Annotated in this window: 13 protein-coding genes; 1 reads left to right on the top strand and 12 read right to left on the bottom strand. The window is 66.8% G+C overall.

The genetic code is table 11. From position 1 onward, the window contains the following. Positions 1–3 precede the first annotated feature (3 nt). The 9 genes from ABD908_RS08830 to ABD908_RS08870 all read right to left on the bottom strand — a co-directional run bounded on the left by ABD908_RS08830 (position 4) and on the right by ABD908_RS08870 (position 8,970). Complete coding sequence (locus ABD908_RS08830; protein WP_344993904.1) at positions 4–756, bottom strand: N-acyl homoserine lactonase family protein; 753 nt, start codon at positions 754–756, stop codon at positions 4–6. 95 nt (positions 757–851) lie between these two features. Beyond that, a complete protein-coding gene (locus tag ABD908_RS08835; RefSeq protein WP_344993907.1) occupies positions 852–1,703 on the bottom strand; it encodes an alpha/beta fold hydrolase in 852 nt (283 codons plus the stop codon). After that, positions 1,700–2,152 (bottom strand): MaoC family dehydratase, encoded by a 453-nt coding sequence (locus ABD908_RS08840; protein ID WP_344993910.1) that lies wholly within the window; start codon positions 2,150–2,152, stop codon positions 1,700–1,702. Before ABD908_RS08840 ends, ABD908_RS08835 begins: the two co-directional genes overlap by 4 nt. Before the next feature lie 10 nt (positions 2,153–2,162). Next, positions 2,163–3,857: a PHA/PHB synthase family protein gene (locus tag ABD908_RS08845; protein WP_344993913.1), complete on the bottom strand. Its 1,695-nt coding sequence runs from the start codon at positions 3,855–3,857 to the stop codon at positions 2,163–2,165. A gap of 120 nt (positions 3,858–3,977) precedes the next feature. Then, positions 3,978–4,724 (bottom strand): enoyl-CoA hydratase/isomerase family protein, encoded by a 747-nt coding sequence (locus ABD908_RS08850; RefSeq protein ID WP_344993915.1) that lies wholly within the window; start codon positions 4,722–4,724, stop codon positions 3,978–3,980. Then, positions 4,721–6,295 carry a class I adenylate-forming enzyme family protein gene (locus ABD908_RS08855; RefSeq protein WP_344993917.1) on the bottom strand — a complete coding sequence of 525 codons (1,575 nt, stop codon included), beginning with the start codon at positions 6,293–6,295 and terminating at the stop codon, positions 4,721–4,723. Before ABD908_RS08855 ends, ABD908_RS08850 begins: the two co-directional genes overlap by 4 nt. 1 nt (position 6,296) lies before the next feature. Further along, a complete protein-coding gene (locus ABD908_RS08860; RefSeq protein WP_344993920.1) occupies positions 6,297–7,463 on the bottom strand; it encodes an FAS1-like dehydratase domain-containing protein in 1,167 nt (388 codons plus the stop codon). Positions 7,464–7,509: 46 nt separating this feature from the next. Beyond that, a complete protein-coding gene (locus ABD908_RS08865) occupies positions 7,510–8,682 on the bottom strand; it encodes an iron-containing alcohol dehydrogenase family protein (protein ID WP_344993923.1) in 1,173 nt (390 codons plus the stop codon). Next, a complete protein-coding gene (locus ABD908_RS08870) occupies positions 8,683–8,970 on the bottom strand; it encodes a CoA transferase (protein ID WP_344993926.1) in 288 nt (95 codons plus the stop codon). 590 nt (positions 8,971–9,560) lie between these two features. On the opposite strand from ABD908_RS08870, the gene ABD908_RS08875 reads away from it, so the two are divergent. Then, positions 9,561–11,207, top strand: a complete 1,647-nt coding sequence (locus ABD908_RS08875) for a fatty acid--CoA ligase (protein WP_344993929.1) — start codon at positions 9,561–9,563, stop codon at positions 11,205–11,207. Between the two features lie 90 nt (positions 11,208–11,297). Here ABD908_RS08875 and ABD908_RS08880 read toward each other — a convergent pair whose 3' ends face one another. From ABD908_RS08880 to ABD908_RS08890, 3 genes are all read right to left on the bottom strand, one after another. Further along, positions 11,298–12,326, bottom strand: coding sequence for an alpha/beta hydrolase (locus tag ABD908_RS08880; RefSeq protein WP_344993932.1), 1,029 nt, complete (start codon positions 12,324–12,326; stop codon positions 11,298–11,300). Positions 12,327–12,389: 63 nt separating this feature from the next. Further along, positions 12,390–13,412 (bottom strand): alpha/beta hydrolase, encoded by a 1,023-nt coding sequence (locus ABD908_RS08885; RefSeq protein ID WP_344993935.1) that lies wholly within the window; start codon positions 13,410–13,412, stop codon positions 12,390–12,392. Further along, positions 13,409–13,843 carry a (R)-mandelonitrile lyase gene (locus ABD908_RS08890; RefSeq protein ID WP_344993938.1) on the bottom strand — a complete coding sequence of 145 codons (435 nt, stop codon included), beginning with the start codon at positions 13,841–13,843 and terminating at the stop codon, positions 13,409–13,411. The genes ABD908_RS08885 and ABD908_RS08890 overlap by 4 nt, the downstream gene beginning before the upstream one ends. Positions 13,844–13,845 lie beyond the last annotated feature (2 nt).

The following is a 13,845-nucleotide window of genomic DNA, read 5'->3' on the forward strand; positions in this document are numbered from 1 at the left end:
CGATCAGACGAAGATCCGCCGCGCGATGACTTTCGGGTCATGACTGGGAATCACCTCGCAGTCGAAGGATTCGATACGCTCGAACGACTGCTCGTACGAGACGAGGTCGATGTAGAAGCCGGACGGAATGTGGTCAGCCTCGGTGTCGCCCTCCCAGTTCTCGTACAGATACACGCAGTCACCGGCGATCAGATATCGGGTCGACTCCGCCTCGACGAGCACTCCCTGCGAGCCCGGTGTATGACCGGGCAGGGAGACCAGGGTGACCCCGTCGGTGACTGCGGTGTCACCGTCGACCGCCCGTATCCGATCAGCCCCGCGAAGCCACGCCGGGTCGAGCCCGTCGAGGACCTCGAATTGCCGGTTCTGCCACGGCACCGGCCGCCGAGCGAAGTCCAGCTCGCGTTCCTGGATGAGCACCTCCGCGTTCGGGAACAGATGATTGTGCGAGCTGTGATCCCAGTGCAGGTGGGTATTGATCACTATCCGGACGTCGGCCGGATCTATGCCGATGCCGCGCACCGCCTCGTCCGGCCGCTCGCCCACCTCCTGCGTCAGTCGAAGCCGATGAAACTCCTCGGCGCGACCGACATCGGCACCGGTGTCGACGACGATCGGGCCCACGGCGGACCCCTCGATCACGAACATGATCAGGGGGATGTCGATCGTCAGGCCCCAGCCCCGCATGTACGTGATGGCGGGCCGCTGCAGGCCGAACGCGCGCCCGACCGACAGGGCGGTGATCTTCAGCGACATCGACTGATCCTCACCTCTAACGTTTCTTCACGTGGCAGCGCGATACTCATCGTGTAGCCGCCTGCGACGACTCCGGAACAGAAGCCACCGTCCAATCACCCGTTCGCCGTGCGCGTTCCGATCCGTCTACCGGGGGCTCCCAGGAAGTCCTCGATGTACGGAACCACCTCGCGGGCGTTGAGGATCAGGTCGATATGGCCTCCGCGATGCCAGTAGACCCGGCCGCGTGGCAGCAGACGGCTCATCACGCGGGCGTTCACGGGCGGGATGATCGGGTCGTCCAGACCTGCCACCACCAGGGTGTTCTGGCGGATGACAGGCAGGGCGAACAGTGAAGTCCATATCGTACCGGCCACGAGCTGGTGGGTGTATCCCCGCGCCGAACCGGTGTGCATCTGCCGCCCCATCAGCGCGGCGACGTCCGCACCGCGGCCTCGTACCGAACCGCCGTACAGTTCCTCGGAGACTCCAGCCGCGTGATCCGGATCCCGGAATCGACGCGGCGTCAGCATCTTCGCCAGCACGGCAGGCTTCCCCGGCACCATCAGTGCCCCGGTGCCGGTCGCCACCAGCACCACACGGCGGCACCGATGCGGATTCTGGAACGCGAACTGCTGCGCGACCGCGCCGCCCCACGACAGACCGAGAACGTCCACCACGCCGATGCCCAACCGGTCCAGCACTCTCCCAAGCACCCAGGCCAGGTACGGAAAGCTGTACGGCACAGGTGATCCGGGCGATCCACCAGCGCCGGGAGCGTCGAACCGCACCACCGGACGATTCGGATCGAGCTGCTCGACGACAGGGCTCAGCAACTCCAGGCCGGCACCGATCCCGTTACACATCAGCAACGGGACGCCGATGCCACGTCGATATCGGACGCGGAGACGCTGGCCGCCGGTGGCGATCAGCTCCTCACTCGTCTCGAGCTCGTTATTGCCGGTCATCGGTACAGCACCACCTGCTCCGCCACGCACACCGGGCGGTCGCCCTCGTCGGCCTCGGTAGTCACCTGGAAGGTCACCTCGACACCCGCCGGCTTCTGCGCGACCGCCGTGATCTCGATGTGGAGCCGAACTCTGGTCCCGACTGGGAGAGCGGCGGGGAACCTCACCTTGTTCAGCCCGTAGTTCACCGACGCTTCGAGGTGGTCGATCACCAGCAGTTCGTACAGTGCAACCGGGCTGAGTGCCAGGGTGAGGAATCCGTGGACGACGGTGCGACCGAACGGTCCGGCCGCCGCACGATCCGGATCGACGTGAATCCATTGGTGATCACCGGTGGCGTCGGCGAACTCGTCCACCCTGGCCTGTGTGATCTCGATCCAATCAGTGGTTCCGATGCTCTCGCCGACGTGGCTGAGCAGGTCTGTCGGGCGACCGACGTGAAGTGTCACGGTGGCTCCTTCAATTCTCGAGGACGTAGGTGCCGGGTGCGGGTGCGAGGGGCTCGAATCCCGCGGCGCCGAGAATCTGCGGCGCATCGACCTCGTCGCCGGACCGCGCTGTGAGCCACTCCAGATGGTCCGGCCACCACGAACCCGGGGTGTTCTCGACCCGCTCCATCCATTCGTCCGGCGTGATGGACGGGTCGACGTCGGCGATCCGGTTGGACGCCTTCTTGTTCGTCGGAGGGTTGACCAGCGATGCGATATGCCCGCTCGACGACAGGACGTACCGGTTATCCCGCCCTCCGAGCAGCGCCGCGCTGCGATAGGTGGCCTGCCACGGGCAGATGTGATCCGCGATGCCGCCCATCACGTAGGAGTCCGCCTCCACCTTCCCCAGGTCGACGGGGGTTCCGAGCATCGTCGCCGCACCGGGGGTGACGAGTTTGTTGTGCAGCGCGAGCAGCACCATGTCGCGATGCAGCGCGGCGGTCATCCGCGTGGTGTCGGCGTTCCAGAACAGCACGTCGAACGGCGCCGGCGAGCGGCCCTCCAGGTAGTTGTTGACCCAATACCGCCAGACCAGATCCGTCGGCCGCAGCCAGGCGAACACCTCCGCCATCGCGGCACCGTCGAGGTATCCCTTCGACTCGGACGAGCGGATGGCAGCCTCGGCGGCCTCTTCCCCGGAGACCGCGGACGCGAAGCCGGCGTAGCTCTGGTCGAGTACGGTCACCCCGAGGCTCAGTGAGGGGACGCGGCTGCCCTGACCGATCGCCGCCAGGTGCGAAAGCACCATCGATGCGAGGATGCCGCCCGAGCAGGTGGCGAAAACGTTCGCCCGGCTCCGGCCCGTGATCGACTCCAGCGCGTCGAGAGCCTCGACGATCGCCGCACCGTACTCGTCGAACCCCCAGTTCCGGTGCCGCTTGGCGGGATTCCGCCAGGACATCATGAAGACCTGTTGCCCGCCCGCTACGTAGTACTCGACGAGGCTCCGCCCCGGTGCCAAATCCATGATGTAGTACTTGTTGATCACCGGAGGCACCACGAGCAGCGGTATCTCGCGGACCTGCTCGGTCTGCGGGGCATACTGGATCAGTTCGAACAGGCGCGTCCGAAGTACGACCGATCCGCGGGTCACAGCGACCGTCTCCCCGACCGCGAACGAGTCGGGCTCCACCATCGACGGCACCCGAGGCTTGGACTTCATGTCCTTGGCGAATGCCTTCGCACCGCGGACCACGGACAGTCCGCCGGTATCGATCAACGCTTTCCATGCGAGCGGCGAGAGCACCGGATTGTTCGTCGGCGCCAAGCCCTCGACCAGATTATCGATGACGAACTTGACCTTCTCGTTGTCCGAGTAGTCGAGTTCAAGGCCGCCGTGGATCCGATAGACCGTGTCCGAGGTTGCGAGGTACGCCTGCTTGATCCGCTTGAGCAACGGATTCCCCGTCCAGGCCGGGTCTGCGAACCGTCGATCACCGCGCTTGGGCTCGCGATCGGACTTGCCGGCGACGATCTGCAGAAGCTCAGTGGCGAGGACCTTACCGTTCCCGATGAACGGTGCCGGCTGCTTCGCGACCTCGGCCGCGAGTCGGACCCAGGAGCCGTCGGGCATCATCCGGCGCGTGAAGGACTTGGTCGAGTTGACCAGCAGCAGGTCGAGCGGTGCGGCCATCTCCTGCTGGGCGGGTTCGGGTGAGCTCATGCAGAGCCTCCTCAAGATGGATCAAAAGAGTTCGTGGTTCGACATCCGGTGGCTACGACAGGCAGGCGACGGCCGTGATCCTCGCGCCGTCGCCCGCCTGCTCGCTCACCCGCCTGGTACTCAGGAGCCGGTGAAGACCGGCGACCTCTTGCCGATCGAGGCGGCGATTCCCTCCGCGAAGTCCGCGGTGTCGAGCAGCGCTGCCTGGGCCGTCGCCTCCAGATCCAGCGCCGCCACGGCGTCGGAGATCAGCGGCCGCCGCAGGGTGGCCCGGATCGCGGGCACCGCAAGCGGCCCGGAGGTCGCAATCCTCGCCGCGTAGGCGAGTGCAGCCGCCCGTGGATCGTCGGCGAGCTGATCGCACAGTCCGATCTCCACGGCCTCGGAGCCGCCCACCACTCGGCCGGTGTACAGCAGATCCTGTGCCAGTTGCCGCCCGACCGCGGCCGGCAACGTCACCGAGAGGGCGAAGCCCTGGTGGAAGCCCAGCTGCGCGAAGTTCGCGGTCAGTTGGGCGTCGGGTGCCGCGACCCTGAAGTCCGCGGCCATCGCGAGCCCGAGGCCCCCGCCGACGGCCCGTCCGTGGACCGCGGCGACGATGGGCTTGCGACCGGTGAACAGTCGCGCCGCCTGCCGATACACGCGCCGGATTCCGCCCGGTCCCATGCCGCGGAGATCGGCCCCGGCGCAGAAGTTGCGTCCCTCGGAACACAGAACGAGGGACCGCACCTCGTCGACGTCATCGAACGATGTCACCACGTCGGCGAGCTCGGTCAGGAGCTGTTCGTCGAAGAAGTTGTGCGGCGGCCGACGCAGCTCGACGGTTGCGACGTGATCGGCGATGGACACTCCGATGGATTCGGTCACCGCGCCGCCTCCACCAGCTTCGCGCGGGCCGCGGCCGCAATGGCCGGCTTGTCGATCTTGCCGGCGTGGTTGGTCGGCAGCGGCTCGGTCTCGATCTGCCATCGCGTGGGTACCGCGAACGACGAGATGTTCGCTCGCATGTGCTCGACGAGCTGCGCCTCGGTGATGCCGCCGGTGACCACCACCACGGCCATGACCTCTTCGCCCAGATCCGGATTCGGCACACCGAACACGACCGATTCCACCACGCTCGGCGACTTCGCCAACGCGGCCTCGACGGCGGCCGGGGCGATGTTCTCCCCGCCACGAATGATCATGTCCTTGGCGCGGCCGGTGATGTAGAGGTAGCCGTCGTCGTCGATCCGGCCGAGGTCGCCGGTGTGCAACCACCCGTCCGGTGTGATCGGCGAGCTCTCCTCGCCGTAGTAGTAGAGCATCTGAGTGGGGCTCCGCAGCAGGATCTCGCCGTCCACGTGATCGGTGGCACCCTCGATCCTGACCTCGACGCAGGGCAACGGGCGCCCGCACGAGCCGGGTCGCTCGACCGTGTCTCGGCCGGACGCCGCCGTCCCCTGGCCGCCGTTCTCGGTGAGGCCGTAGCCGGTCGCGACCCGCGGCTCGACCCCGGGCAGGCCGGTGCGGAGCAGTTCGACGAACTCGGCATGGACCGGTGCACCACCGACGGTGACCGACTTGAGAGTGGTGAGGTCACGAGTCTGCGCATCCGGGTGCTCGAGTACCCGGGCAACCATCGTGGGAACCGCACTCCAGCGGGCGATCTTCCACTCCTCGATGAGCCGCAACGCCTCCTCGGGCTTGAAGCTGCCCGCCGGCATCACCAGCGTGTCGCCGACCATGATGGCTCGGAGCAGGGTCTGCACGCCCCCGATGTGGAACATGGGTCCGGTGTGCAGGCCGGCGTCACCGGTCGACTCGTCCACCATCTGCGGGAACCGCCGCGTAATGTGCAGCAGCATCTGCAACCCGGCGAGCAGCGAGCGATGGGCCAGCACGACCGCCTTCGGCTTCCCGGAGGTGCCCGAGGTGAAGACGATCACCGCCGGCGCATCCTCCGGTGCCTTCTCCGGGGACTCGAAGGCGATGTCCTCAGTCGGGATATCGCACTCCCAGACGCCCGTGGGGAAGGACTCCGGCAGCTTGGTCGCGCCGCGCCGGTCGGCGAGCGCCAGGGTGACCTTGGCCGTGTCGATGGCATCCGCGACCTCGCCGGCACTCCACCAGCCGTTGCCTAGGACCGGTACAGCGCCGATCAGCGCACAGGCCCAGAAGTTGATAATCCACTCCGGGCTGTTCCAGCCGATCAGCAGCACCCGATCGCCGGCCTGCACGCCACCGTCGGCCAGGACGTCGGCCTTGGCGTCGGCCGCGCGCTGCAGGTCGGTGAACGTGACGACCCGGTCGCCCTGCACGATGTGGGCGCGGTCGCCCCACCTGCTCGCGTATGCGAGCAGGTCGCCGATGTGCCGCGGCCGATCGGTGTAGATCTTGAACGGGATACCGCGGACCTCCTCGACCGCGATGTCACCGCCCCAGACGATGTCCTGTGCCACGTCACTCCCCCTTGGTGGGCAGAACGATCACCGCGGAGCCGGGCATCACGTTCTGGTCGCGCTGGTTGATGGCCCGCGTCTCGATCTCGACGATGTGGTCACCGTCCTCATCGATCTCCTTGGCGACCACCGTGCCGCCCAGCACCACCACGTCGGACAGGTAGACGTGCGAGCGGTACTGGCCGTGGATGGACTTGACGAATCCGTCGTCGCTAGCCCAGTTGGTCAGGCAGTGCAGACCCCAGCAGGTCCTCTGGATGCCCACGTCGTACGCGATCTGCGCGCCCTGCAGGCTGGCCGCGTAGTCGTTGTAGTGCACCGAGTACACCGGCTCCAGCGCCTTGGTGTTGGGATCCCGGTAGGCCCACTTGGGGTGTTTGCGGTACTTGCGCAGCGCCACGCCGTGTGCGGTGAGGCGCGGCACCGGCGCGGCACCGGCGGCGATGTAGGCGATCTCGTCGGTCAGGCCGAGCGGTCCCTTGGTGACGGTGTCGAGCTCGTCGCCGACCTGCACGTCCTCCCAGTAACGAGGGGTGGCACCGCGCGGCTTCTCGGCGAGGATGTTCTCCTCGATCTGCTCGATCTGTTCGTCGGTCCACGGATGGGGCAGCTCGATCTTGCGGGACTCGCGACGGTTCTGCATCTCGCCGCGCTCGAACCGCATGCGGGAGCAGATGAACGTGGCCACCAACTCGCCGTCCTGGTTCCAGTACTCCTGGCGCAGGTAGTCCTTGATCCGCTTGCCGCCGAAGTTGCTCTCGGTGGGGCCGTCGAAGCCGTCGAACACGACCTTCGCAGTGATCTTGTCGCCCACCTTGATCGGCCGCTCGAACTTCATCCGGGTCTCGGCGTGGAAGCCGCCCAGGCCGGGCCAACCGACCTGGATCGAGCCGAGGCAGGCGAAGATGAAGCTGGGCGGGGCGATGATCTCACCGAACCGGGTGGACTTGCCGTACTCCTCGTCGGTCCAGAGCGGGTTGTCGTCGCCGATGCCCTCGCAGAACCGGAGGATCGCGAGGCGGGTTGCGTATTCGTTGTTCACGCACGAATCGGTACGCAGCTCGGTGCCGATCAGATCCCGCATCTTCTGCAGCATCTCGTCGGTGAACTTTCCTGCCGCGAGTTCGGTAGTGATGCCCTTGTCGCTCGATGTCTCTGCTGTAGTCATCCTTGTCTCTCCACTAGTCGTCGGGGTCTCGTGTTCGTGGGGCGGGTCACCATGCGGCCGTGAGGAGTTCGATGACCTCGTCACGGGTGGGAACTCGCGGTGATGCCGTGATCGCCCAGTCGTCCATCGCGTGATCCGCCGATTCGATCAGGGCATCTTCGGTGACTCCGACGTCGCGCAGCCGGGCCGGAACGCCGAAGGACGCGAGCAGTTCCTGGACGGCGGTGACGACGGTCTCGGGAGCCGGATTCGGTACTCGCAAGACGTCGCCGACGAGCGCGAAGCGATCCGCGACCACGTCCGCAACGAACCGGGCTGCGTGCGGGATCAGCAGAGCCTCCACCGTTCCGTTGGCTGCCGTCGAGCGGGGGCCGATCGCGTGCGAAAGAGCCTGCGCCAGGCCGCCGCCGGTGAAGTCGCTTCCCTGTCCACCGAGCAACGCGGCGAGCATCAGTTGTAGGCGCGGCTCGGAGGCTTCCGGGGCTTCGTGCAGCCGCGGCAACCACAGGGCGACGGACCGCAGCGCCTGGGCCAACAGAGCATCGGCGAGCGGATCGTCGGTGCGGGACAGCAGGCCCTCCACCGCCATCGATAAGACGTTGAGCGAAGCCGACTGCATCAGGCCCACCGGCGCGGTGCCGGCGATGACCGGGTCGAGGACGACACCCTGCGCGCGGATCTTCGGATCGAACAGCGCGAGCCGATCCCCGGTCTCCGGGTCCCGTACCGCCGCTCCCGCTTTGGCGTACGCCGAGGTAGGGGTACTCGGGATCACCCACTGGGGAAGCTTCGGTGCACTCAGGCGCGGACTGGTCAGGGCGCCGTCCGCGCCGCGCTGGGTGCACAGGTCGCGAATGTCCTTGCCCTCGGCCAGCAGGATCGACGCGGCGCGTGCCGTCACGACTGCGGAACCGCCCCCCACCGCGATCACCACGTCTGCCCGATGATCAGCGAGGAAGTCACGGGCCGCGACGACCGCCGGCAGCGGACTGTGCTCGACGACACCGTCGAAGACCCCTGCCAGTCTGTCGCCGAGAGCGCCGCGCAGGCGTTCTGCCGCTTCGCCGTTCGCGAACACGGGCGGCACGGTGACGATCACCGCACGCCCCAGCCCCGCGCGGTCGAGCTCCGTGGTGAACCGACGAAGCGCGTCCGCGCCGGCGTAGGTGCGGAATGCCGGCGTCACATGGCGCAGGCTGAAGTCCCCGGAAGTGGTCATTTACCTATCAGCTCCGTTTCTCAGATGACGTTGTTCTCCGCCGGTACAGCGCCGCCAGCAGGCGAGTGGCGGCCATGATCTGCACGAACAACGGGCCGTAGGAGCCGAATCCGGTGCCGCGCTGGGCGAGAGGTCACCGTCGACGGTGGGGAGTCGCCGGTTGGGATCCCCTTCCGGCGCTTCGATCTCGATCATCTCGGCGCCTGGCCGCGTAATCGCGATGGTGCAGTACGGACCGGAGTAGAACTGGCCGACATCGATGAGCTTGACGCCCTCTGGGGCACTCAATGCCGTCTCCCTTCATCCCCGAAGCGGTGATGAAACCATCGTTCGCAGTATCGCAATATTGTTCGTATTTCCGACCATAATAGAGGTGGCGGCCACACTGCGTCAAGCATTCGACAAGTCTCACTCAGACCGGGGGCGGAGACGGCCGGGCCGGTCGCTGGCCAACACATGGCGATGGTCGACGGCGGCAGCCAAGCCCCCCGGAGCCGGTGCGACAGGTCGCGAGACCGGGAGCAGCTTCGTCGTCCACGCGGCGGGAGAACCGAACGACCGTGCCCGCGAGCGGAGACCACCGCCCGGCGTCAGGCAGGCACCCCGCGCATGCCCCCGAAGCCGAAACGGATCGAATTCGGCGGCGGTACAGGTTCGGCGATTGACACCCCTCCGCCACAGTTCTCGCCGTTGTTCATAGATACGATCTTGACTACGGTATAATGAACGTAGTGGGGTCGGCGCGACGTGTCAAACATCAGGACGCCCGGTCACCTCTGCATGAGACCGGTGCGGAAGCCGTTCCACAACAGATGCCGCCACCCACTCGCCCCGGCCGCCCCACCGATCCTGCACGCCGACTCGCCGATGGAGACCGTATGCCTGAGAACCTGATCGCCAGCACCCCCAGCGCGTACTCCTACCCCCTGCTCGTCAGGCAGCTTCTCACCAACTCGCTGAGCCTGTACGGGGATCAGGAGATCACCTACCGCGGCGAGGTGCGCTACGCCTACCGCGACTTTCGGCGGCGGGTCGGCCAGCTCGCCTCCGCTCTGGACGCACTCGGCGTGCGGCACGGAGCGACGGTGGCGGTCATGGATTGGGACAGCCATCGATACCTCGAGAGCTACTTCGCGATCCCGATGATGGGCGCGACGCTGTTCACGGTCAACGTCCGGCTCGCGCCCAGCCAGATCGTCTACACACTCAACGACTCTCAGGCCGAGACCGTGCTCGTGCACATCGATTTCCTGCCGATGCTGGATGCGGTCAAGAACGAACTCACATGCGTTCGTGAGGTGATAGTGATCGCCGACGGTCAGACCGTGCCGACCACCGGGTGGATGATCGCCGGTGAGTACGAGGAGCTCGTCGGACGCGCGTCGCCCGACTACGCCTTCACCGACTTCGACGAGAGCACGACGGCCGCGACCTTCTACACCACGGGCACCACCGGCGATCCCAAGGGCGTCTACTACAGCCACCGCCAGATCGTCCTCCACACGATGGCCAGCGCGATGGCACTGTGCTCGCCGCGTGCGGGTCAACGCATCCATCGTGAAGACGTCTATATGCCCATCACCCCGATGTTCCACGTGCTGGCATGGGGCATGCCCTTCGTCGCACTCACGCTCGGGCTGAAGATCGTCCTGCCAGGTCGGTACGTACCCGGCGACCTCCTGGAGTTGAAGCTCTCCGAGGGCGTCACCTTCTCACACTGTGTGCCGACCATTCTGCAGATGCTGCTCAACGCCGCCGATGCGTCGGGGCACGACCTGTCCGACTGGACCATGATCATCGGTGGCGCGAAGCTCCCGCCTGCGTTGTGTAGAGCTGCAACATCCAAGGGCATGGACGTCTTCGCCGGCTACGGCATGTCCGAGACCGGCCCGATCGTGGCGCTCGCCCAGATCCCGCCCGGCGTGACACCGGCCGACGCGGACGACGACGTGCGGTGGCGCGCACATACCGGTCGGCCGGTGCCCTTCGTCGACTTCCGGGTCGTCGACTCCGAGATGCACGACGTGCCACGCGATAACGAGACGCAGGGAGAGATAGTCCTGCGTGCCCCGTACCTGACCCAGGGCTACACCCGGCGTCCGGATGCCTCGGAGGAACTGTGGGCGGGCGGCTATCTGCATACCCAGGATGTGGCAGTGGTGGCGCCGGACGGCTCGGTGCAGATCGTCGACCGGATCAAGGACGTCATCAAGACCGGTGGCGAATGGGTGTCCTCCATCGGGCTCGAGTCGCTGATCTGCGAGCTGCCGGGCGTGCAGGAGGCGGCGGTCATCGGCGTCAAGGACGAGAAGTGGGGCGAGCGACCGATGGCGTTCATCGTCCTCGGATCGGAGGAGAAGGTCGATGCGAACGAAGTCCGCCGGCACCTGCTCGCTCACGTGGATTCCGACGCGCTGAGCAAGTACGCGGTGCCGGAAGCCGACCGCATCGTCTTCGTCGACGTGATCCCGAAGACCAGCGTCGGGAAGTTCGACAAGAAAATGCTACGGGCGCAGCACGATTGACCTCCCGGTGCGACCCGTGGAGCCCGGCACGAATGCGCCCGGACTCCACGGTGCGTCAGGAGAACCGACGCGTCGATCACACCGAGACGATCAGACGGTTCTGGCGTAGAAGGCCGTCAGCTTGTCGAGTGCGGCGTCCACGTACTCGTCCACCCAGTAGGTCTCGATGTGCTGCGCGCCGTCGATCAGGAACAGGTCCTTGTCGTCGGTGCCGGTCGCCTTGGGCAGTGCCTCCTCGCTCATGTAGCGGGTGTCGGCATCGTCTCCCGCGATCATCAGCAGCGGCACGTCGATCAGCTCGAGTTGGTTGGTGGCATCCCAGGCCATCAGATCCACCAGGCTGCTCATCGTGTACTTGAACGTAGACCCCGGGCACGCGTGAGTTCTCCAGTAGTACTCATAGCCCTGCCGATACAGATCGAACGGCAGTGCCGCGATCTGCTCGTCGGTCATGTCGGCGTCGCCGGCATACAGGACCTCCCCACCCGCTGCCTCCTGTGCGCGGGCGGCGGACGCCTGTCGCAGCCGATCCTGGATGGTGTCCAGCTGCGAGTCCTGCAGGCCGTTGCGACGCACCCGGCCGGAGTTGAACATGCTCACGGTGGCGACCGACTTGAACCTCTTGTCGGACTTTGCTGCGTTCAGGGTGTACCCGCCGCCGCCACATATGCCCAACGCACCGATCCGATCGGTGTCCACTCCCGGGTAGCCGGCGATGAAGTCGGCCATGCCGTGGATGTCGTCGGTGCGGAAGAAGGGCTTGTCCACGCTGCGGGGCTCACCCTCGCTGTGCCCCTGGTAGGCGGCGTCCGCGGCGATCGTGATGTAGCCCTGCTCGGCCAGCCGCTGCGCATACCGGCCCGCGACCTGCTCCTTGGTCCCCCCGTTGGGGTGCGCCACGGTGATAGCAGGGACCTTGCCGTTCTCGTCGTAGTCGGCGGGCACGTAGACGTTCGCGACGATCTGCAGGCCGCGCAGCGTGTAGGTGACCGGATGGATGGCAACCTCGCCCGGCTCATTCGCGGTGATCGCGTCCTCGTAGACCAGACCGAACGGGTTCTGCCGGTAATCCAACACCGCAAGCCCGTTCGCTGTGGAGTCGGTGTGCGCCTCGGTCATTCGTGTCTCCTCTCGATACCGCGCCGAGACCGGCGCGGTCAGTTGTGTCGTCGGACTGGTCCGTCAGTCGAGGCGCTGTTCGCTGAGGAACGCCGAGATCTGGTCGGCGATCTCGACGTTGTTGATGTCACTGAACGCGAAGTGGGAGTTCCCGGTGATGCCTCGTTCGGGTAGCGACACGAACGTCGCGTCGCCGCCGTGCTCGTTGATGGTGTCGACCCAGATGCGGGCCATGTCCTGGCGGACGCGCCAGTTGTCCCGGCCGGCGACGTCGGTCGGCGCGGTCGGAATGTTGTCGCCGTAGTAGACGATGATCGGGATCTGGGTCAGCGCTTCGAACTCCTCGTCCGGCACGGGTTCCGGTGCCAGTACACCGTTCGAGCTGGACATGGCGTCGGGCAGCTCACTCTCGGGAAAGACGAACCCGCTGCCGGGTTCGATGCTGACCACCGCGCGGATCGCCTGGTTGCGCAGAACGGTCAGCCATCCGAACCCGCCTGCGTGCGAGTGGGTCACCAGCACGAGATCGCCGATGCGGTCGATCGCCGCGGATGCGGCGGACACGATCACGTCGGTGTCGAGCGGTCCGGTGTCGGGCACCATGGCCCGGAAGAACTGCTCGAGCGCAGCCGGTCCGGGCGCGAACCGACCGCCGTCGTAGGGCTCGGGCCACAGCCCGAGCCGGAACTGATTGAAGAACCACTGCTCGTTCGGATCCGTCGGCACCGAGGCGCCGGCTGTGGTCTTCCCGGCTGAGCCGCGCCGGGGCTGATCGAGCAGGTACACCGGGAATCCACGCCGCAGAAACAGGGTGCGGAACCCCTCCCGGCCGTCGGGGGTGGTGTCCCAGCAGCCGCTGTCGGACCACCAGCCGTGCCAGAACAACAGTGGTAGCGGCCGGGCATCCGTAGGGATCTGGAACGTGACCCGGGCATGATCACCGTGCAGTGTCTGCCCGGCGGGGTCCATGGGGTTGCGCGGATCGAAGTCCCCGCCGCGGTAGGCGACCGTGCCGCCGGCCGCGAAGCCGCCCTGCGCAGCGATCGTGATCGGACCTCCGGACGATGTGGCGCGGCCTCTGGTCATCGGCTACTCCTACCGGCCTCACCGTGACGCGCGGCGGTGGTGTACTCGTCGGCGCCGACGTGCTCGCCCCAGTCGACATCGCCCCCGGCGACCGAGAGCGCGAGGTGCGCCATGAAGCAATCCGGCGTTGCACCATGCCAATGCCAGACGCCCGGCGGTGTGTACACCGTGTCCCCCGGCCGCATCACAATGGTGTTCCCGTCCCGAGACTGGACGATCCCCTGCCCGGCGGTCACGTGCAGGGTCTGGCCGTTGGCATGGCGATGCCAGGCGGTCCTCGCGCCCGGCGAGAACCGCACAGTCGCGAGAGTCGCCGTGCCGGGGCCGGCTCCGCCGGTGATGCCGTCCACCCACACGTCGCCGGTGAATCGATCCGCCGCCGCCTTCGCGGTCGCGGGCGCGGGCAGGGCGACCATCACTTGGTCGTTCATAT

It is taken from the genome of Tsukamurella soli, from assembly GCF_039541155.1.
Taxonomy (GTDB): domain Bacteria; phylum Actinomycetota; class Actinomycetes; order Mycobacteriales; family Mycobacteriaceae; genus Tsukamurella; species Tsukamurella soli.